The organism is Herbaspirillum sp. (assembly GCF_017744395.1).
GTDB lineage: Bacteria > Pseudomonadota > Gammaproteobacteria > Burkholderiales > Burkholderiaceae_D > Herbaspirillum.
The window spans coordinates 36,884-57,119 of sequence record NZ_JAGIBI010000001.1; the positions used below are offsets into that span (position 1 = coordinate 36,884).

A 20,236-nucleotide genomic window follows, 5' to 3' on the forward strand; every position below is an offset into this window, starting at 1 on the left:
CCGGGCGTCATTAGCAAAGAATATTTAGCTTGGGCAAACAGCCATGGTTGAAATCGAAATAGACGGCAAAAAAGTTGAAGTGCAAGAAGGCAGCATGGTCATGGATGCTGCCAACAAGCTTGGCACTTACATCCCTCACTTTTGCTATCACAAGAAACTGTCCATCGCGGCCAACTGCCGCATGTGCCTGGTCGAGGTCGAGAAGGCCCCGAAGCCGCTGCCTGCCTGCGCCACTCCGGTCACCGCCGGCATGATCGTGCGCAGCGCCAGCGAGAAGGCGGTCAAGGCCCAGAAGGGCGTGATGGAATTCCTGCTGATCAATCACCCGCTGGATTGCCCGATCTGCGACCAGGGCGGCGAGTGCCAGCTGCAGGACCTGGCGGTCGGCTACGGCGGCTCGACCTCGCGCTACGAAGAAGAAAAGCGCGTGGTGGAACCGAAGAGCGTCGGCCCGCTGATTTCCATGAAGGAAATGAACCGCTGCATCCACTGCACCCGTTGCGTGCGCTTCGGCCAGGAAGTGGCCGGCGTGATGGAACTGGGCATGCTGGGCCGCGGCGAGCATTCCGAGATCACCACCTTCGTTGGCAAGACCGTCGACTCCGAACTGTCGGGCAACATGATCGACCTGTGCCCGGTCGGCGCGCTGACCTCCAAGCCGTTCCGCTACAGCGCCCGCACCTGGGAACTGTCGCGCCGCAAGTCGGTGAGCCCGCACGACAGCGTCGGCGCCAACCTGATCGTCCAGGTCAAGGGCGGCAAGGTCATGCGCGTGCTGCCGTTCGAGAACGAAGAAGTCAACGAATGCTGGATCTCCGACAAGGACCGCTTCGCCTATGAAGCGCTGGACAGCGAAGAGCGCCTGACCAAGCCGATGCTCAAGCAAGACGGCAAGTGGCAGGAAGTGGACTGGCAGACCGCGCTGGAATATGTCGCGCACGGCCTGCGCAACATCCGCCACGAACACGGCGCCGATTCCATCGCCGCGCTGGGCACCCCGTATTCCACGCTGGAAGAGTTGTCGCTGCTGCAAAAGCTGGTGCGCGGCATCGGTTCGGACAACGTCGACTTCCGCCTGCGCCAGTCGGACTTCGCGCTGGACGGCCAGATCAAGCCGTGGCTGGGCATGTCCATCGTCGAATTCTCCGAGCTGAACCGCGTGTTCGTGATCGGCTCCTTCCTGCGCAAGGACCATCCGCTGCTGGCCGCGCGCCTGCGCCAGTCGGCCAAGAGCGGCGCCAAGATCAGCGTGCTGCACGCCACCGACGACGACCTGCTGATGCCGGTCGCCAACAAGATCGTGGCAGCGCCTTCCGCATGGCTGGCCGCATTGGACGAAGTCGCCGTCGCCGTGGCTGAGGCCAAGGGCGTCGCCGCTCCCGCCGCATTCGCCGGCGTGAGCGCTTCCGAAGCCGCCAAGGCGACCGCCGCCAGCCTGCTGTCGGGCGAGTCCAAGGGCGTGTTCCTGGGCAACGCTGCCGTCCAGCATCCGCAAGCGTCGCAACTGCACGCCGCCGCGCAATGGATCGCCGAACAGACCGGCGCCAAGCTGGGCGTGCTGACCGAAGGCGGCAACGCCGTCGGCGGCTACCTGGCCAACGCCGTGCCGGCCGCGGGCAAGGGCGCCAACGCGCTGGCCGCATTCGCACAGCCGCGCAAGGCCTACCTGCTGCTCAACGCCGAGCCGGAACTGGACAGCTACAACCCGCAAGCCGCGCGCGCCGCGCTGAACCAGGCCGAGATGGTCGTGGTTATGTCGGCCTACAAGCATGGCGCCGACTACGCCGACGTGCTGCTGCCGATCGCGCCGTTCACCGAAACCGCCGGCACCTTCGTCAACGCCGAAGGCCGTGCGCAAAGCTTCAACGGCACCGTCAAGCCGGCCGGCGATGCGCGTCCGGGCTGGAAGGTCCTGCGCGTGCTGGGCAACCTGCTGGAACTGGAAAACTTCGAGTACGACACCGCCGAATCCATCCGCGACGAACTGCTGGGCAAGGAAACCGACCTGTCGGCCCGCCTGAACAACAGCGCATCGCTGCAACCGCAAGCGGCAGCCGCCGCTGCCGGTTCGCTGGAACGCGTGGCCGATGTGCCGATCTACTTCGCCGATGCGATCGCCCGCCGTTCGCAGCCGCTGCAGGAAACCGCCGACGGCCAGGCGCCCAAGGCATGGCTGTCGGCCGCGCTGGCCGCCAAGCTGGGCATCGCAGCAGGTGACCGTGTCAACGTAAAACAAGGCCAGGGCAGCGCCGTGCTGACTGCTGCCGTCGATAAGAAACTGCCGGAAAACGTGGTGCGCGTCGCAGCCAGCCACGCTTCGACTTCTGCCTTGGGCGGCATGTTCGGCGCAATCGTCGTGGAGAAAGCGTAATGGATCACCTGATCGCCCAAATCAATAGCGCCGGCCCGGCCCTGCTGGGGCCGTACCTGTTCACCTTCGTGTGGACGCTGGTCAAGATCCTGGTGGTGATGGTGCCGCTGCTGATCTGCGTGGCCTACATGACCTACTGGGAACGCAAGCTGATCGGCTGGATGCACGTGCGCCTGGGCCCCAACCGCGTGGGTCCGGCCGGCCTGCTGCAGCCGATCGCCGACGCCGTCAAGCTGATCTTCAAGGAAATCTCGACCCCGTCCAAGGCCAACAAGGTGCTGTTTTACCTGGCCCCGGTGATGACCATCATGCCGGCGCTGGCCGCCTGGGCCGTGGTGCCGTTCTCGCCCGAGCACGTGCTGGCGAATGTGAACGCCGGCCTGCTGTACCTGATGGCCATCACCTCGATGGAAGTCTACGGCGTCATCATCGCCGGCTGGGCCTCCAACTCGAAGTACGCGTTCCTGGGCGCCATGCGCGCCTCGGCGCAGATGGTGTCGTATGAAATCAGCATGGGCTTCTGCCTGGTGGTGGTGCTGATGGTGTCGGGCAGCCTGAACATGACCGATATCGTGCTGGGCCAGACCCGCGGCCACTTCGCCGACATGGGCCTGAACTTCCTGTCGTGGAACTGGCTGCCGCTGCTGCCGATCTTCGTGATCTACCTGGTTTCCGGCATCGCCGAAACCAACCGCCACCCGTTCGACGTGGTGGAGGGCGAATCCGAAATCGTGGCCGGCCACATGATCGAATACTCGGGCATGTCGTTCGCGATGTTCTTCCTGGCCGAATACGCCAGCATGATCCTGATCTCGATCCTGTGCAGCCTGCTGTTCTTCGGCGGCTGGTCGTCCCCGGTCGCGGCGCTGGACTTCATCCCGGGATGGATCTGGCTGGGCGCGAAGACTTTCTTCTTCCTGTCGCTGTACGTATGGGTGCGCGCTTCGTTCCCGCGCTACCGCTATGACCAGATCATGCGCCTGGGCTGGAAGGTATTCATTCCGCTGACGCTGGTCTGGCTGGTCGTGGTGGCCGTCTGGATGCAGACGCCGTGGAATATCTGGAAATAAGATTGAAGGCTGAGGCTAAACATGGAAGCTATTAAGGATTTTTTCGGCAGCCTGATGCTTCGGGAGCTGTTCAAGGGCTTGGCCCTGACCGGGCGCTACCTGTTCAAACGCAAGATCACGGTGCAGTTCCCTGAAGAAAAGACGCCGCAGTCGCCGCGTTTCCGCGGCCTGCACGCGCTGCGCCGCTACCCGAACGGCGAAGAGCGCTGCATCGCCTGCAAGCTGTGCGAAGCGGTGTGCCCGGCGATGGCCATCACCATCGAATCGGAGCAGCGCGCCGACGGCTCGCGCCGCACCACCCGTTACGACATCGACCTGACCAAGTGCATCTTCTGCGGTTTCTGCGAAGAATCCTGCCCGGTCGACTCGATCGTCGAAACGCACATCCTGGAATACCACGGTGAAAAGCGGGGCGACCTGTACTACACCAAGGAAATGCTGCTGGCAGTGGGCGACCGTTACGAAAACGAAATCGCCGCAGCCCGTACCGCGGACGCGGCGTATCGCTGATCCGGACGGCCTCCGGCGACGGGGGCCGGTTGTGGCAAGAGTGGAATGCGTGCATCGGTAACCGATGTATTGCGATGGAACCCGGCGCTGCCGCGGTTCCGGTGCTGACTGAACCAACTTCTGGTTGATTATGGAATTTAAAACTGTCTTGTTCTACGTGTTCTCGGTGATCCTCGTGATCGCCGCGGTGCGCGTCATCACGGCCCGCAACCCGGTGCATGCGGCCCTGTTCCTGGTGCTGTCGTTCTTCTCGGCAGCCGGCATCTGGATGCTGCTCAAGGCCGAGTTCCTGGCCATCGTGCTGGTGCTGGTCTACGTCGGGGCGGTGATGGTGCTGTTCCTGTTCGTGGTGATGATGCTGGACATCAACATGGACAAGATGCGCGAAGGCTTCTGGGCCTACTTCCCGCTGGCCGCCACCATCGGCGTGATCATCGTGCTGGAAATGGCCGCCGTGCTGCTGCGCAGCTTCTGGACTTCCGATTCGCAGGTGCCGGCCGCGTCCGACACCATCGGCCAGACCAAGCCGCTGGGCAAGCTGATCTACACCGAATATGTCTACGCGTTTGAAATCGCCGCCGTGATCCTGCTGGTGGCGATCGTCGCCGCCGTCGCGCTGACCTTGCGCAAGCGCAAGGACACCAAGTACTTCGACCCGGCCAAGGCGGTCAAGGTCAAGGCTTCGGACCGCGTGCGCTTGGTCAGCATGAAGGCCGAATCGACCCGCAACAATGGCGCCGAAGGCGCTGCCGGCGGCGATGCCCCGGCGTCCGGACAACAATCTTAAGAAGGGCGGGAAGACAACATGGCAATTACGCTCTCTCACTACCTGATCCTCGGCGCGATCCTGTTCGCGACCTCGATCGTCGGTATTTTCCTGAACCGCAAGAACATCATCGTGCTGCTGATGGCGATCGAACTGATGCTGCTGGCGGTCAACATGAACTTCATTGCTTTCTCGCATTACCTCGGTGATGCGGCCGGACAGATTTTCGTGTTCTTCATCCTGACCGTGGCGGCGGCTGAATCCGCGATCGGTCTGGCGATTCTGGTGGTGCTGTTCCGCAACCTGGATACCATCAACGTCGAAGATCTGGACAGCCTCAAGGGCTGACGGAGCGGGTGCAGGTCGCAGCTCGAAGTTCGATTCAAATTCATTTAAAGATGGGAGGCCCCGCGGCAGCAGAGCGGGGCAGCCAATAAGCGATAAGGTTCATCATGGCGGGGCAACTTAACCCACATCTTCTTCTTGCCGTACCTCTGGCGCCGTTGGCGGGTTCCGCCATCGCCGGCCTCCTCGGTACCAAATTCTTCGGCAACGTGGTCGGCCGCAAGGTGTCGCATACCGCGACCATCCTGGGTGTGCTGATTGCGACCATCATCTCGTTCCAGACGCTGCTGGCGGTGCTGGACGGCGCCACCTACAACGGTACGCTGTACAACTGGATGACGGTGGCCGGCCTGAAGCTGGAAGTCGGTTTCATGATCGACAGCCTGACCGCCATGATGATGTGCGTGGTGACCTTCGTCTCGCTGATGGTCCACATCTACACCATCGGCTACATGAAGGACGACGACGGCTACAACCGCTTCTTCTCCTACATCTCGCTGTTCACCTTCTCGATGCTCATGCTGGTCATGAGCAACAACTTCCTGCAGCTGTTCTTCGGCTGGGAAGCGGTGGGCCTGGTGTCCTACCTGCTGATCGGTTTCTGGTATACCCGCCCGACCGCGATCAAGGCCAACATGAAGGCCTTCCTGGTCAACCGCGTCGGCGACTTCGGCTTCATCCTGGGCATCGGCCTGCTGCTGGCCTATGCCGGTTCGATGAACTACAACGAAGTGTTCGCCAAGCGCGCCGAACTGGCGCAGCTGACCCTGCCGGGCACCGACTGGATGCTGCTGACCGTGGCCTGCATCTGCCTGTTCGTCGGCGCCATGGGCAAGTCGGCCCAGTTCCCGCTGCACGTCTGGCTGCCTGACTCGATGGAAGGCCCGACCCCGATTTCCGCGCTGATCCACGCCGCGACCATGGTGACCGCCGGCATCTTCATGGTGACCCGCATGTCGCCGCTGTTCGAGCTGTCGGACACCGCGCTGTCCTTCATCCTGGTGATCGGCGCCATCACCGCGCTGTTCATGGGCTTCCTGGGCACCATGCAGAATGACATCAAGCGCGTGGTGGCTTACTCGACGCTGTCGCAGCTGGGCTACATGACCGTCGCGCTGGGCGCCTCGGCCTACTCGGTCGCCGTGTTCCACCTGATGACCCACGCCTTCTTCAAGGCGCTGCTGTTCCTGGGCGCCGGTTCGGTCATCATCGGCATGCACCACGACCAGGACATGCGCAACATGGGCGGCCTGCGCAAGTACATGCCCATTACCTGGATCACCTCGCTGCTGGGTTCGCTGGCCCTGATCGGCACGCCGTTCTTCTCGGGCTTCTACTCCAAGGATTCGATCATCGAAGCCGCCGCCGAGTCGCACCTGGCCGGTTCCGGTTTCGCCTACTTCGCCGTGCTGGCCTCGGTGTTCGTGACCGCGTTCTACTCGTTCCGTATGTACTTCATGGTGTTCCATGGCGAGGAGCGTTTCGGCAAGGCGCACGGCCATGACGACCACCACGCGCCGGCCGCGGCCCATGCCGCCCACGACGACCATGCGCATGACGACCACGGCCACGACGAGCACCACCACGGCCTGGCCCCGGGCCAGAAGCCGCACGAGTCGCCGCTGGTGGTGACCCTGCCGCTGGTGCTGCTGGCCATCCCCTCGGTCATCATCGGCTTCTTCGCGATCGCCCCGATGCTGTATGGCGACTTCTTCAAGGGCGTGATCTTCTTCGGCGAAAACCACAAGGTCATGGAAGAGCTGGCGCACGAGTTCCACGGCCCGGTCGCCATGGTGACCCATGCCTTCACCAGCGCGCCGCTGTGGCTGGCGATCGCCGGCGTGGCCGTGGCTTACTACTGCTACATGATCAACCCGCGCGTGCCGGCCTGGGTCAAGGAAAAGTTCAGCCTGATCTACACGATCCTGGACAACAAGTACTACATGGACAAGTTCAATGAGATCGTGTTCGCCGGCGGCGCGCGCCTGCTGGGCAGCGGCCTGTCGACCGTGGGTGACCGCGGCCTCATCGACGGCCTGTTCGTCAACGGCAGCGCCAAGGTGGTCGGCTGGTTCTCGAAATTCACGCGTCTCTGGCAGTCCGGCTACATCTATCACTATGCGTTCGTGATGATCATCGGCGTGCTGGGCTTCCTGGTGTGGTTCATGCCGTTCCCGTTTGGCAAATAAGCTGTAAGAAGATAACAACCATGATGCAGTCAACTTTTCCCATCCTGAGCCTTGCGATCTGGGTCCCGATCGTCTTCGGTATCCTCGTTCTGGCCGTCGGCCGCGACAGCAATCCGGGCCTGGCCCGCTGGCTGGCGCTGTTCGGCTCGCTGGTCGGACTGGTCGTTACCTTTCCCCTGATCCAGCATTTCGACCCGGCGGCGCACGGCTACCAGTTCGTCGAGAAGACGCCCTGGATCGACCGCTTCAATATCGCCTACTTCCTCGGCCTGGACGGCATCTCGCTGTGGTTCGTGCCGCTGACCGCCTTCATCACGGTGCTCGTGGTGCTGGCCGGCTGGAAGGTGATCGAAAAGCGCGTCGGCCAGTACATGGGCGCCTTCCTGATCCTGTCGGGCATCATGATCGGCGTGTTCTCGGCGCTGGACGCGATGCTGTTCTACGTCTTCTTCGAAGCGACCCTGATCCCGATGTTCATCATCGTGGGCGTGTGGGGCGGCGACAACCGCGTGTACGCGGCCTTTAAGCTGTTCCTGTACACGCTGCTGGGTTCGCTCCTGATGCTGGTCGCGCTGATCTACCTGTACTTCGTCTCGGGCGGCAGCTTCGACATCCCGACCTGGCACCAGCTGCCGCTGTCGATGCTGGAGCAGAAGATCCTGTTCTTCGCCTTCCTGGCCGCCTTCGCGGTGAAGGTGCCGATGTGGCCGGTGCACACCTGGCTGCCGGATGCCCACGTGCAGGCGCCGACTGGCGGCTCGATCGTGCTGGCCGCGATCATGCTGAAGCTGGGCGCCTACGGTTTCCTGCGCTTCTCGCTGCCGATCCTGCCTGACGCCAGCCATGCGTTGTCCGGCTTCATGATCTTCCTGTCGCTGGTGGCAGTGATCTACATCGGCCTGGTGGCCCTGGTGCAGCAGGACATGAAGAAACTGGTCGCCTACTCGTCGATCGCGCACATGGGTTTCGTGACCCTGGGCTTCTTCATGTTCAACGACCTGGCAGTGCAGGGCGGCATCGCGCAGATGATCTCGCACGGCTTCGTGTCCGGCGCGATGTTCATGTGCATCGGCGTGCTGTACGACCAGATGCATACCCGCGAGATCTCGCAGTACGGCGGCGTGGTCAACAAGATGCCCCGCTTCGCCTTCTTCTTCATCCTGTTCTCGCTGGCCAACTGCGGCCTGCCGGCCACTTCCGGTTTCGTCGGCGAATTCATGGTGATCCTGGGCGCCGTCAAGTTCAACTTCTGGATCGGCCTGCTGGCCGCCACCGCCCTGATCCTGGGCGCGGCCTACTCGCTGTGGCTGGCCAAGCGCGTGATCTTCGGCGCCGTGACCAACCACCACGTGGCGGAGCTGGTCGACCTCAACAAGCGCGAATTCCTGATCCTCGGCTTGCTGGCGATCGCCACCATGGTCATGGGCCTGTATCCGGCGATCATCACCGACAGCATCCAGACTTCGGTGACCGACCTGCTGCAGCACGTTGCGGTATCCAAGATCAACTGATCTTGACGATGAAAGGGTGGGGCGCCGGCATGGGCTCCACCGGTTGGGTAGTAAGAGCAAGAGACAAGCCGGCGCAGCATGCCGGCCAAGCGAAGCGATAGTCCGGCTGCAAGCAGCGTAACTAGCGGACCGGTACGCCGACGAAACGAGCGGACGAACACAAGCGGTAACTAAATGAACAACATTAATCTGATCCCTGTCTATCCGGAAATATTTCTGCTGATCGCCACCTCGGCGATCCTGCTGATCGATATGTTCCTGCCGGAAGCCAAGCGCGTCGTCACCTACCTGCTGTCGCTGGCGACGCTGGTGGTCTGCGCGGTGCTGACCATCGGCGACCTCAACGGCGGCGCGACGGTCTACACCTTCAACAACATGTTCGTCTCCGACCCGCTGTCGAACCTGCTGAAGCTGTTCACCTACCTGGGCGTCGGCGTGACCTTGGTCTATTCGCGCCAATACAATACCCAGCGCGGCATCACCGGCGGCCACCTCGGCGGCGAATACTACGCCCTGGCGCTGTTCGCGCTGCTGGGCCAGATGATCATGATCTCCGGCAACAGCTTCCTGTCCATCTACCTGGGCCTGGAACTGATGTCGCTGTCGCTGTACGCGCTGGTCGCCCTGCGCCGCGACCACGCCGCGGCCACCGAAGCCGGCATGAAGTACTTCATCCTGGGCGCACTGGCGTCGGGCTTCCTGCTGTACGGCATTTCGATGCTGTACGGCGCCACCGGCGGCTCGCTGGAACTGAATGAAGTGTTCCGCGCCATCGTCTCGGGCACCGTCGACCGCACCGTGCTGGTGTTCGGTATCGTGTTCGTGGTGGCCGGCCTGGCCTTCAAGCTGGGCGCCGTGCCGTTCCACATGTGGGTGCCGGACGTCTACCAAGGTTCGCCGACTCCCGTCACGCTGCTGCTGGGCGCGGCACCCAAGCTGGCGACCTTCGCCATTACCTTCCGCCTGCTGGTCGAAGGCATGCTGCCGCTGGCGGTGGACTGGCAGCAGATGCTGATGGTGCTGGCCGTGCTGTCGATCATCCTGGGCAACGTCACCGCGATCGCGCAAAGCAACATCAAGCGCATGCTGGCCTATTCGACCATCTCGCACATGGGCTTCATGCTGCTGGGCATGATGTCGGGCGTGGTGGACGGCAACCTGTTCTCGGCCGTCAACGCCTACAGCTCGTCGATGTTCTATGCGGTCAGCTACGTGATCACCACGCTGGGCACCTTCGGCGTCATCATCCTGCTCTCGCGCTCCGGTTTCGAAGCAGACACGATCGAAGACTTCAAGGGCCTGAACCAGCGCAGCCCGTGGTTCGCCGCGGTCATGATGATCCTGATGTTCTCCCTGGCAGGCATCCCGCCGCTGGTCGGCTTCTACGCCAAGCTGTCGGTGCTGCAGGCCGTGCTGGGCACCGGCCAGATCTGGCTGGCCGTGCTGGCCGTGGTGTTCTCGCTGATCGGCGCGTTCTACTACATCCGCGTGGTCAAGGTCATGTACTTCGACGACCCGGCCGACAACAGCAAGATCGTCGCCACTCCCGATATGCGCCTGGTGCTGAGCCTCAACGGCATCGCCGCGCTGGCGCTGGGCCTGTGGCCGGGCCACCTGATGGATGCCTGCACCAACGCCATCGTGACCACCCTGGCCACTTTCCTGAGCAAGGTCGTGGCATAAGCACGGGGAAACAGTGAACGTTTCCCTGTTCAGTTGGATCGTGATCCTGTTGGCCGCTTTTGCGGCCAATTTGCCTTTCTTCAACCAGCAGCTTTTCGGGTTGCTGCCGCTGAGCAAGGACGCGGCCTACGTCAAGCCGATCTGGATCCGCCTGGCCGAACTGGTGGTCCTGTATTTCGTGGTCGTGCTGGTGGCGCGTTTCCTCGAAGCCGGCATCGGCAACGTCTTCTCCCAGGGCTGGGAATTTTATGCGATCACCGGCTGTCTGTTCCTGGTGCTCGCTTATCCCGGCTTCGTGCTGCGCTACCTGCGCAAGAAGCACGGCTGATCCAGCCATGCGCGGCCATCCGCCCCGGAAGGCCGCCGTTTCGCCGCCGCTCCGGCTTCATGCCCACTTTTCTTCTATTTCCGATCTCGCGAGCCCACTATGGATGCACACCTGAGAGAAACGCAAAAGGACTCCCGGCAGGTCTATGACGGCCATTTCCTGAAAGTGCAGTGCGACACGGTGACCTTGCCCGACGGCAAGGAGACCGTGCGCGAATATATCAAGCACCCCGGCGCGGTGACCATCCTGCCGCTGTTCGACGACGGCACCGTGCTGATGGAGCGGCAATTCCGCTATCCCTTGCAGCGCGTCTTCATCGAGTTCCCGGCCGGGAAGATCGATCCGGGCGAGGATGAACTGGCCTGCGCCAAGCGCGAACTGCTGGAAGAAACCGGCTATACCGCCACCGACTGGCAGCATATCTGCACCATCCACAACGCCATCGCCTATGCCGACGAACGCCTGGAACTGTACGTGGCGCGTGGCTTGAAGGAAGGAGAGCGCAAGCTGGACGAGGGCGAATTCCTCGATATCTACAAGGCGCCGCTGACGGAGCTGATCGAACAGGTGCGCAACGGCCAGATCACCGACGTCAAGACCGTGATCGGCACCTTCTGGCTGGAGAAGATCGTCAGCGGGCAGTGGAGTCCGACGTCGCTTGCCGCGTGATGCGGTGACGGCACCGTATCGCTCATCGTTCCAGTGAAAGAAGGCCGGCAATGCCGGCCTTCTTCGCATCTTGCCAGTCGGTTCTCCTCAATCGGCGCCAAGCTTTTTCAGCATCGCTCCCACCTGGTCCAGCACCAGCGGGGAACGGAATGAACTGTTATGGTCGGCACCGTCGATCGGCACGAAACCGATGTCGATGCCGCGCGCTTTCACCTTGTCCACATACGCTTTTGCCACGGCAGGATAGGTATTGCTGTCGTCGGTGCCGGTCATCGCCACTATAAGCGTCCCCGGCGCGATCTTGTCCAGCCACTTCGAAGGATCTTCGCTGCGAAGCCATGCGGAGCGGCCACGCAAGCGGCGCCAGTAATTGATGTCGCAGGGGCAGCCCACCAGTATCGCGCCCTGCGCCAGGGCCGGCATCATTCCCAGCAGGTTGGCGGAGGTGGCGGCGCCGCCGGAATGGCCGACCAGGATGGTCTTGTCCGGATGGTAGCGCTGTTGCAGATGCTCGACGGCCGCACCGACCTCGCGCATGTTTTCGGGCGTGTAGCTGTCCGCGCGGTCATGGTTGTTGCCGCTGGATGCCGTGCCGTTGTCGGCCGGATAGCCGGGCCGCACCAACGCTACGCTGACTATCTTGTCCGAGCCGAATTCCTGGGCCGTTTGCCTGGCGAGCGGGATGTGATAGACCGCCGGGCCACCCGAGGAAACATCGCCATGCAGCCATACCACCAGCGCCTTGGGGGCCGGACTGCCGGTGGCGCCGAAGGCGCGCACCTGCAGGCATTCGTTGATGCCGGTCACCGAGTTGGCATCGTCCTGCGCGCAAGGGGCGGCGAGGGCGGCGGCAGATGTGAATGCGCATGCCAGCAGCAAGACATGCGCCAGGATATTTTTCTTCATGTTTCCCTCCGGCGTTGGCGTGATCTTGTTGTCGCTGCCGGAGATATGTCACGGTCCGGCTGAGCCGGATTATAGCCAGTAAGCGCCGCCGTCAATGAAAAAGCCGCATCGAAGATGCGGCTTTTGTCAGCGCGGGGATGGGCGCGTCACATGCCCGAGTAGTTCGGCCCGCCGCCGCCTTCCGGCGTCACCCACACGATGTTCTGCGTAGGATCCTTGATGTCGCAGGTCTTGCAGTGCACGCAGTTCTGCGCGTTGATCTGCAGGCGGTCGCTGTTGTCTTCGTTCTTGACGAACTCGTACACGCCCGCCGGGCAGTAGCGCGATTCCGGCCCGGCGTACTGCGCCAGGTTGATCCGCACCGGCACGTTCTTGTCCTTCAGGGTCAGGTGCGCGGGCTGGTCTTCGCCGTGGTTGGTGTTGGAGATGAACACCGACGACAGGCGGTCGAAGGTCAGCTTGCCGTCCGGCTTCGGATAGGCGATCGGCGCATAGTTGGCGGCCGGCTTCAGGCATTCGTGGTCGGCATGCGCATGGTGCATGGTCCATGGCGCCTTGCCGCCGAACAGCACCTGGTCGATGCCCACCAGCAGCGTGCCGGTGAGCAGCCCCTTGCTCATCGATGGCTTGAAGTTGCGCGCCTTGTGCAATTCCTCCTTCAGCCACGATTGCTCGAAGGCGGCCGGGTAGGCGGCCAGTTCGTCGCCCTGGCGGTTTTCGTTGAGCGCGTTGAAGGCGGCCTCGGCCGCCATCATGCCGCTCTTGATCGCGGCGTGGCTGCCCTTGATGCGGGAGGCGTTCAGGAAGCCGGCGTCGCATCCGATCAGGGCGCCGCCCGGGAACACCAGCTTGGGCAGCGACTGGATGCCGCCGGCGGTGATGGCGCGCGCGCCGTACGAAATGCGTTTGCCGCCTTCGAAGAACTTGCGGATCTCCGGATGGGTCTTGTAGCGCTGGAATTCCTCGAACGGCGACAGGTAGGGGTTCTGGTAGGCCAGGCCCACTACGTAGCCGACCGCGACCTGGTTGTTTTCCAGGTGGTACAGGAAGGAGCCGCCGTAGGTGTCGTTGGCCAGCGGCCAGCCGGCGGTGTGCACCACCAGGCCGGGCTGGTGCAGTTCCGGCTTGATTTCCCACAGCTCCTTGATGCCGATGGCGTAGGTCTGCGGATCGCGGCCGTCGTCCAGCTTGTACTTGGCGATCAGTTGCTTGCCCAGGTGGCCGCGCGCGCCTTCGGCGAAGAAGGTGTACTTGGCGTGCAGTTCCATGCCCAGCTGGAATTCGGCAGTCGGCTCGCCTTCCTTGTTGATGCCCATGTTGCCGGTGGCCACGCCCTTGACCGAGCCGTCCTCGTTATACAGCACCTCGGCCGCCGGGAAGCCGGCGAACACTTCCACGCCCAGGGCTTCGGCCTGCTGGCCCAGCCAGCGGGTGACGTTGGACAGCGAGACCACATAGTTGCCATGGTTCTGGAAACAGGCTGGCAGCAGCCAGGACGGGGTCTTGTAGGCTTTGCTGGCGGAGAGGAAAAGGAAACGGTCTTCGGTGACCGGGGTGTTCAGCGGCGCGCCTTGCTCTTTCCAGTCCGGGATCAGCTCGCTCAGCGCGCGCGGATCCATCACCGCGCCGGACAGGATGTGGGCGCCCACTTCGCTGCCTTTTTCCAGCACGCAGACCGACACTTCCTTGCCCGATTGCGCGGCCAGCTGTTTCAGGCGGATCGCCGCCGACAAGCCGGCCGGGCCGCCGCCCACCACCACCACGTCGTATTCCATCGCTTCGCGTGGGCCGTATTGTTCAAGCAAGTCTTGAGATGAAGTCATGGGTGTCCCGTAATTATATGAATCGCATTTTTTCGAACGATCGTGCTATTGTTCAGTATTTTTCGCAGGAACGCTAGTGGGTAAAGGCGTTTTTTTATGCATCCAGTAAATCCGCTTCCTGGCGCCGGCGTGGCTGCGGGAGCTGCGCCGGATGTGTTTTCCGGCAATGCCGCGTATTTTATTGGATTTTGTATCCGCCACTTATACCGATATGGTGTGAATTGATAACAATAGCTTATGCAATGCCGCCCGGGCGCGGAGGAGAGGGAAGACGGCGGCGGCAGAATGCAGCTGCTGCTTTGCCCCGCCAGATGAAAAGAATTTCACTGATGGATGAACCGAACGATAGAAAGGAAAGCGCATGACAAGCCACGCAAACGCCGCCGCAGCAAGGGCGGAGCAAGGAAAACTGCTGCATACGTCGAAACAGGACATCCGCTGGGGCGACATGGACGCCCTCGGCCATGTCAACAACACCGTCTACTTCCGCTTCATGGAACAGTGCCGCATCGAATGGCTGGATGTCGCCTGCGGCCCCACGATCGCCGCCGACCAGGGCCCGGTCATCGTCAATGCGCACTGCAACTTCCGGCGCCAGATGAAGTACCCGGCCAGCATCGCGGTAGAGATGCATGCGGGCGCGCTGGGGCGCACGAGTGTGGAAACTACGTATGTCATCCGCGACGCAGCCATCCCGGAGATCATTTATGCTGATGGCGCTGCGAAAATAGTGTGGGTTGATTTCGGGAAAGAAAAATCGACGGCGCTGCCCGACGCGTTGCGACAGCTCCTGACAGGGTTGTAAGTTTCGAGAAAGGAAACTGCGACAGAATCGCCCCGACACTCCCGCGCGAACCGCCAGAAGAGCGGAGGGAGTAGGTTCCAAAAACGCTTGGCCCGCCAAAAGCTGGGCCAGCCGACAATTAAATTCCTGGAGGAAGACATGACATACAAGACCCAAGCCTTGGTAGCCGCCGCATTGATGACATTGGCGATGTCGTCGCAGGCTGCCGACCCCATCAAGATCGGCGTATCCGGCCCCTACACCGGCGGCTCCGCGCCCATGGGCGCTTCCATGCGCGACGGCGTCAAGCTGGCCGTGGCCGAGATCAACGCCCAGGGCGGCCTGCTGGGCCGCCAGCTGCAACTGGTCGAGCGCGACGACGAAGCCAAGAACGAGCGCGGCGTGCAGATCGCCCAGGAACTGATCAACAAGGAAAAGGTGGTCGCCACCGTCGGCTTCATCAACACCGGCGTGGCGCTGGCATCGCAGCGCTTCTACCAGGAAGCCAAGATCCCCGTGATCAACAACGTCGCCACCGGCAGCGTGATCACCAAGCAGTTCGAGAAAGAGAAGGACAACTACATCTTCCGCACCTCGGCCTCCGACCAGATCCAGGCCAAGATGATCGCCGATGAAGCGGTCGACAAGCAGAAGTTCACCAAGGTCGCGATCCTGGCCGACTCCACCAACTATGGCCAGCTCGGCCGTGAAGACCTGGAGAAGATGCTGGCCGCCAAGAAGATCACCCCGGTCGCCGTCGAGAAGTACAACATCAAGGACGTCGACATGACCGCGCAACTGCTGAAGTCCAAGCAGGGCGGCGCCCAGGTCGTGCTGACCTACGGCATCGGCCCCGAGCTGGCGCAGATCGCCAACGGCATGGAAAAGCTGAACTGGCACGTGCCCATCATCGGCAGCTGGCCGCTGTCGATGGGCAACTTCATCGACAACTCCGGCAAGAACGGCAACGGCGCCCGCATGCCGCAGACCTTCATCCAGGACGGCAACACGCCCAAGCGCAAGGCCTTCATCGAGGCTTACCAGAAGGCCTACAAGGTTGACCGCATGCCCTCGGCCGTCTCGGCCGCCCAAGGCTACGACTCGATCCTGCTGCTGGCCGCCGCCATCAAGCAAGCCAACAGCACCGACGGCGAGAAGGTCCGCGCCGCGCTGGAAAACCTGAACACCAAGGTCGAAGGCGTGGTCACCACCTATGACAAGCCGTTCAGCCACAGCGACCACGAAGCCATCAAGCCGGGCACCGTCGTGATGGGCGAGGTCAAGAACGGCCGCGTCGTCCTCGGCAAATAAACCTAGCGGACGTTTGTTCGTATTGTTTTAAATTGAAGAGGCCAGTCCTTGCGATCCGGGGACTGGCCTTTTTCGCACGACCTGTTGGCGTAACTTCAACATCAGGGCAGTGCCGCCGCTGCTTCGGATGAAAGCAGTACCGCAGCTCAATGCCGCCATCCGGCGGCAGCCGCTTCTTGGGAAACACAATGGATATCCTGTTACAGCTAGTCTTTTCCGGCATCGCGCTAGGCATGATCTACGCCGTGATCGCCTTCGGCTACCAGCTCACCTTCGCCACTTCCGGCACGCTGAACTTCGGCCAGGGCGAAGCCCTGATGCTGGGCGCGCTGGTCGGCCTCTCCGTGGTCGGCAACATCCACGGCGGGCCTTACCTCAACTATTGGCTGATGATCCCCATCGTCCTCGTATTCGGCGCGCTGCAAGGCATGTTCGTCGAATGGATCGGCGTGCGCCCGGCCATCAAGATCAAGTCCGAATTCGGCTGGATCATGTCCACCATCGCGCTGGCCATCATCTTCAAGAACGTCGCCGAGAACATCTGGGGCAAGGACGACCTGCCGTTCCCGATGCCGATCTCCGGCACCCCGTTCCAGATCTTCGGCGCCAACGTGCAGCCGATGCAGGTGCTGGTGGTGGTGGGCGCCTTGCTGATCATGGCCGCGGTCGAGCTGTTCAACCGCAAGTCGATCTACGGCAAGGCGGTGGTCGCCACCTCCAACGACCGCGACGCCGCAGGCCTCATGGGCATCAACACCAGCCTGGTGATCACCTTCTCGTACGCGCTGTCGTCGGCGACCGCCGCGTTCGCCGGCGTGCTGGTGGCGCCGCTGACCCTGACCGGCGCCACCATGGGCGCGGCGCTGGGCCTGAAGGCTTTCGCCGTGGCCATCATCGGCGGCCTGACCTCGGGCATGGGCGCCATTGTCGGCGGCCTGATCCTGGGCATCGCCGAAACCGTCACCGGCTTCTACATCTCCACCGGCTACAAGGAAGTCCCGGGGCTGCTGCTCCTGCTGCTTGTGCTGGCTGTCAAACCTGCAGGCCTGTTCGGCAAAACTGCGATCAAGAAGGTCTGAAGCGATGAACAAGAAAATCCTATTGCTCTCCCTGCTGGGCATCGTTGCGCTGGCCGGCATTCCCCTGGTGGTGCATAACCCGTATTACTTGCACCTGGTCGAAACCATCCTGATCTACGCCATCCTGCTGTTCGGGCTGGACATCGTGGTCGGCTACACCGGCCAGGTATCGCTGGGCCACGCCGGCCTGTTCGGCATCGGCTCGTACACCGCCGGCGTGCTGTTCTTCAAGCTCGGCCTGCCGTTCGTGCTGGCGGTTCCGGCCGCCATCGCGGTCACGGCGGTGTTCGGCGCCATCCTCGCGCTGCCCGCGCTGCGCGTGACCGGCCCGTACCTGGCGATGGTCACGCTGGCCTTCGGCACCATCATCCAGATCCTGATCAACGAGATGACCTTCCTCACCGAAGGCCCGATGGGCATCAAGGTCGCCAAGCCGTTCATCGGCGGCGAGAAGATGAACGAGGTGCAATTCTTCTACGTGGTCGCGATCCTCACCGTGCTCGCCATGGGCGTGGTTCATCGCATCCTCAAGTCCAACCTCGGCCGCGCCTTCCAGGCGCTGCGCGACAGCCCGATCGCATCGGACTGCATGGGCGTGTCGGTGTACCGCTACAAGGTCTACGCCTTCATCATCAGCGCCGCGCTGGCCGGCCTCTCGGGCGCCCTGTACGCGTATTCGGAAGAGTACATCTCGCCCAATACCTACAACTTCGAGCTCACCATCCTGTTCCTGCTGGCGGTGATCATGGGCGGCCGCAAGTCGCGCATCGGCTCGCTTATCGGCGCGCTGATCGTGGTCATGCTGCCCAGCCTGCTGTCGGACATCGAACTGTTCCGCAAGATCGCCACCGCGCTGGCAGTGGTTGTGGTGGGCGGCTCGGCGGTGGCCGTGGCAAAGAAGACCAACACCGTGCGCGGTTCCGTCGTGCCGGTGGCGGCCACCGTCGCCATGGCGGCGTTCTCGTACAAGCTGGAAAACATCACCGACTGGCGCCTGACCATCTTCGGCCTGATGACCCTGTTTGTGGTCTACTACCTGCAGGACGGCATCGTCGGCTTCTGCCGCAACCTGTTCGGCCGCGTGCTGACCAAGCGCGTCCCCATCGCCCAGCAGATCGCCGGCGACAAGGAACAAGCGGTCATCACCACCGACTCGGTCAAGGATGCCGGCGCGACGCTGCTGAAGGTTAACCAGATCCTGATGCAGTTCGGCGGCCTGAAGGCGTTGAACAAGGTCGACCTCGACGTCAAGAAGGGCACCGTGCACGGCCTGATCGGCCCCAACGGTTCCGGCAAGAGCACCATGATGAACGTGCTGACCGGCATCTACCGTCCCACCGACGGCCAGGTCGAATACGACGGCCGCCAGATCTCCGGCAACACCCCGTCCACCATCGCCCTGGGCGGCGTGGCGCGCACCTTCCAGAACGTCCAGCTGTTCGGTGAAATGACCGCCACGGAAAACGTGCTGGTCGGCCTGCACCACACCTTCGCCAGCAACGTGCTCGACGTCATGGTCAACACCCCGTGCTATGCGCGCGAAGAACGTGCCGCGCGCGAACGCGCCGCCGCCATCCTGGAGTTCGTCGGCCTGGCCGACCTCGCCAACGAGGAAGCGCGCAACCTGCCGTACGGCAAGCAGCGCCTGCTGGAAATCGGCCGCGCGCTGGGCCTGAACCCGAGCCTCCTGCTGCTGGACGAACCGGCCGCCGGCCTGACCGCGCCCGACATCAAGGACCTGGTCGCCATCATCCGCAAGATCCGCGAAGCCGGCATCACCATCATCCTGATCGAGCACCACATGGACGTGGTCATGTCGATCTGCGACACCGTCACCGTGCTCGACTTCGGCCAGAAGATCGCCGAAGGCAAGCCGGCGCAAGTGCAGGCCGACCCGAAGGTGATCGAAGCCTATCTCGGCGGCAGCGCGGGCGACGCACCCGGCGGCCACGACCACCAACCGACACCTGCAGGAGCCTGAACATGCTGACCATTTCCAACCTGCACGCCGCCTACGGCAAGGTCGAAGTGCTGCACGGCATTTCGCTCGACGTCCCCAAGGGCAAGGTGGTGACCCTGATCGGCTCCAACGGCGCCGGCAAGACCACCACCATGCGCGCCATCTCAGGCATGCTCAAACCCAAGGGCGGCGAAGTCACCCTCGACGGCAAGAACATCACCGGCCTGGACTCGCACAAGATCGCCCGTTTCGGCCTGGCGCATTCGCCCGAAGGCCGGCGCGTGTTCGCCACCATGAGCGTGACCGACAACCTGCTCCTGGGGGCCTTCCCGCGCTTCACCCGCGCCCGCCCCAAGGGCGACATCGCGCACGACCTGGAGCGTGCGCTGGAACTGTTCCCGCGCCTGAAGGAGCGCCAGACGCAACTGGCCGGCACGCTTTCCGGCGGCGAACAGCAGATGCTCGCCATGGCCCGCGCCGTGATGCTGAACCCTGAAGTGATCCTGCTCGACGAACCGTCGATGGGCCTGGCGCCGATCCTGGTCGATGAAGTCTTCCGCATCATCCTGCGCCTGAAGGAGCAGGGCGTGACGATGTTGCTGGTCGAACAATTCGCCGCCGCCGCGCTCAATGTTGCGGATTACGGCTATGTGTTGGAGAATGGCAAGATCTCCGTACATGGCCCCGCCGACAAGTTGCAAAACGACCCGGCGGTGCAAGCCGCCTACCTTGGCGGCGGTGCGCACCACTGATCGCAAGGCAAGCTGCATCGGAGGTGCGCCCTTCAAGATACCTCGGCTCGCACGTCGCTTCGGCTGGCAGCGTGTCGGGTATATTAAGGGGGAGGCATACCTCTTGAATGTTGTTTAAGGCGCACCTTCGGGTGCGCCTTTTCTTTTGTCCGGAAGAACTGGGGAAGCGAGGTTGTCGC

The 20,236-nt window shown here is 62.7% G+C and carries 17 protein-coding genes; 15 read left to right on the forward strand and 2 right to left on the reverse strand.

The window, feature by feature from the left end; genetic code table 11:
* Positions 1-43 precede the first annotated feature (43 nt).
* The 10 genes from nuoG to J7548_RS00245 all read left to right on the forward strand — a co-directional run bounded on the left by nuoG (position 44) and on the right by J7548_RS00245 (position 11,442).
* Positions 44-2,371 (forward strand): NADH-quinone oxidoreductase subunit NuoG, encoded by a 2,328-nt coding sequence (nuoG, locus tag J7548_RS00200; protein ID WP_290968699.1) that lies wholly within the window; start codon positions 44-46, stop codon positions 2,369-2,371.
* On the forward strand, positions 2,371-3,441 hold the full coding sequence (gene nuoH, locus J7548_RS00205) for an NADH-quinone oxidoreductase subunit NuoH (protein WP_290968701.1): 1,071 nt from the start codon (positions 2,371-2,373) through the stop codon (positions 3,439-3,441). The genes nuoG and nuoH overlap by 1 nt, the downstream gene beginning before the upstream one ends.
* Positions 3,442-3,462: 21 nt before the next feature.
* Positions 3,463-3,951 (forward strand): NADH-quinone oxidoreductase subunit NuoI, encoded by a 489-nt coding sequence (nuoI, locus tag J7548_RS00210; protein ID WP_050468350.1) that lies wholly within the window; start codon positions 3,463-3,465, stop codon positions 3,949-3,951.
* Between the two features lie 130 nt (positions 3,952-4,081).
* Positions 4,082-4,738: an NADH-quinone oxidoreductase subunit J gene (locus J7548_RS00215; RefSeq protein ID WP_290968708.1), complete on the forward strand. Its 657-nt coding sequence runs from the start codon at positions 4,082-4,084 to the stop codon at positions 4,736-4,738.
* A gap of 18 nt (positions 4,739-4,756) precedes the next feature.
* A complete protein-coding gene (gene nuoK / locus J7548_RS00220) occupies positions 4,757-5,065 on the forward strand; it encodes an NADH-quinone oxidoreductase subunit NuoK (RefSeq protein ID WP_290968710.1) in 309 nt (102 codons plus the stop codon).
* 104 nt (positions 5,066-5,169) lie between these two features.
* On the forward strand, positions 5,170-7,251 hold the full coding sequence (gene nuoL / locus J7548_RS00225; protein ID WP_290968714.1) for an NADH-quinone oxidoreductase subunit L: 2,082 nt from the start codon (positions 5,170-5,172) through the stop codon (positions 7,249-7,251).
* A 20-nt stretch (positions 7,252-7,271) separates the two neighbouring features.
* Positions 7,272-8,762: an NADH-quinone oxidoreductase subunit M gene (locus J7548_RS00230; RefSeq protein ID WP_290968722.1), complete on the forward strand. Its 1,491-nt coding sequence runs from the start codon at positions 7,272-7,274 to the stop codon at positions 8,760-8,762.
* 174 nt (positions 8,763-8,936) lie between these two features.
* Positions 8,937-10,445: an NADH-quinone oxidoreductase subunit NuoN gene (gene nuoN, locus J7548_RS00235; RefSeq protein ID WP_290968724.1), complete on the forward strand. Its 1,509-nt coding sequence runs from the start codon at positions 8,937-8,939 to the stop codon at positions 10,443-10,445.
* Positions 10,446-10,458: 13 nt separating this feature from the next.
* Entirely contained in the window at positions 10,459-10,773 is a 315-nt protein-coding gene (locus J7548_RS00240; protein ID WP_290968726.1) for a DUF2818 family protein, read from the forward strand.
* Between the two features lie 99 nt (positions 10,774-10,872).
* Positions 10,873-11,442 carry an NUDIX hydrolase gene (locus J7548_RS00245; protein WP_290968728.1) on the forward strand — a complete coding sequence of 190 codons (570 nt, stop codon included), beginning with the start codon at positions 10,873-10,875 and terminating at the stop codon, positions 11,440-11,442.
* An 87-nt stretch (positions 11,443-11,529) separates the two neighbouring features.
* Here the strand turns inward: J7548_RS00245 and J7548_RS00250 are convergent, their stop codons facing one another.
* Positions 11,530-12,348 (reverse strand): alpha/beta fold hydrolase, encoded by an 819-nt coding sequence (locus J7548_RS00250; RefSeq protein WP_290968731.1) that lies wholly within the window; start codon positions 12,346-12,348, stop codon positions 11,530-11,532.
* Positions 12,349-12,494: 146 nt separating this feature from the next.
* On the reverse strand, positions 12,495-14,171 hold the full coding sequence (locus tag J7548_RS00255; protein WP_290968737.1) for an electron transfer flavoprotein-ubiquinone oxidoreductase: 1,677 nt from the start codon (positions 14,169-14,171) through the stop codon (positions 12,495-12,497).
* 361 nt (positions 14,172-14,532) lie between these two features.
* Here J7548_RS00255 and J7548_RS00260 point away from each other — a divergent pair, with 361 nt between their 5' ends.
* The 5 genes from J7548_RS00260 (at position 14,533) to J7548_RS00280 (ending at position 20,057) form a co-directional block, all read left to right on the forward strand.
* Positions 14,533-14,976: a thioesterase family protein gene (locus J7548_RS00260; protein WP_290968740.1), complete on the forward strand. Its 444-nt coding sequence runs from the start codon at positions 14,533-14,535 to the stop codon at positions 14,974-14,976.
* 138 nt (positions 14,977-15,114) lie between these two features.
* Complete coding sequence (locus tag J7548_RS00265; RefSeq protein ID WP_290968741.1) at positions 15,115-16,266, forward strand: ABC transporter substrate-binding protein; 1,152 nt, start codon at positions 15,115-15,117, stop codon at positions 16,264-16,266.
* 188 nt (positions 16,267-16,454) lie between these two features.
* Positions 16,455-17,345, forward strand: a complete 891-nt coding sequence (locus tag J7548_RS00270) for a branched-chain amino acid ABC transporter permease (protein ID WP_290968743.1) — start codon at positions 16,455-16,457, stop codon at positions 17,343-17,345.
* A 4-nt stretch (positions 17,346-17,349) separates the two neighbouring features.
* Complete coding sequence (locus J7548_RS00275) at positions 17,350-19,326, forward strand: branched-chain amino acid ABC transporter ATP-binding protein/permease (RefSeq protein ID WP_290968744.1); 1,977 nt, start codon at positions 17,350-17,352, stop codon at positions 19,324-19,326.
* Positions 19,327-19,328: 2 nt separating this feature from the next.
* Positions 19,329-20,057: an ABC transporter ATP-binding protein gene (locus J7548_RS00280; RefSeq protein ID WP_290968746.1), complete on the forward strand. Its 729-nt coding sequence runs from the start codon at positions 19,329-19,331 to the stop codon at positions 20,055-20,057.
* The last annotated feature ends 179 nt before the right edge of the window (positions 20,058-20,236 follow it).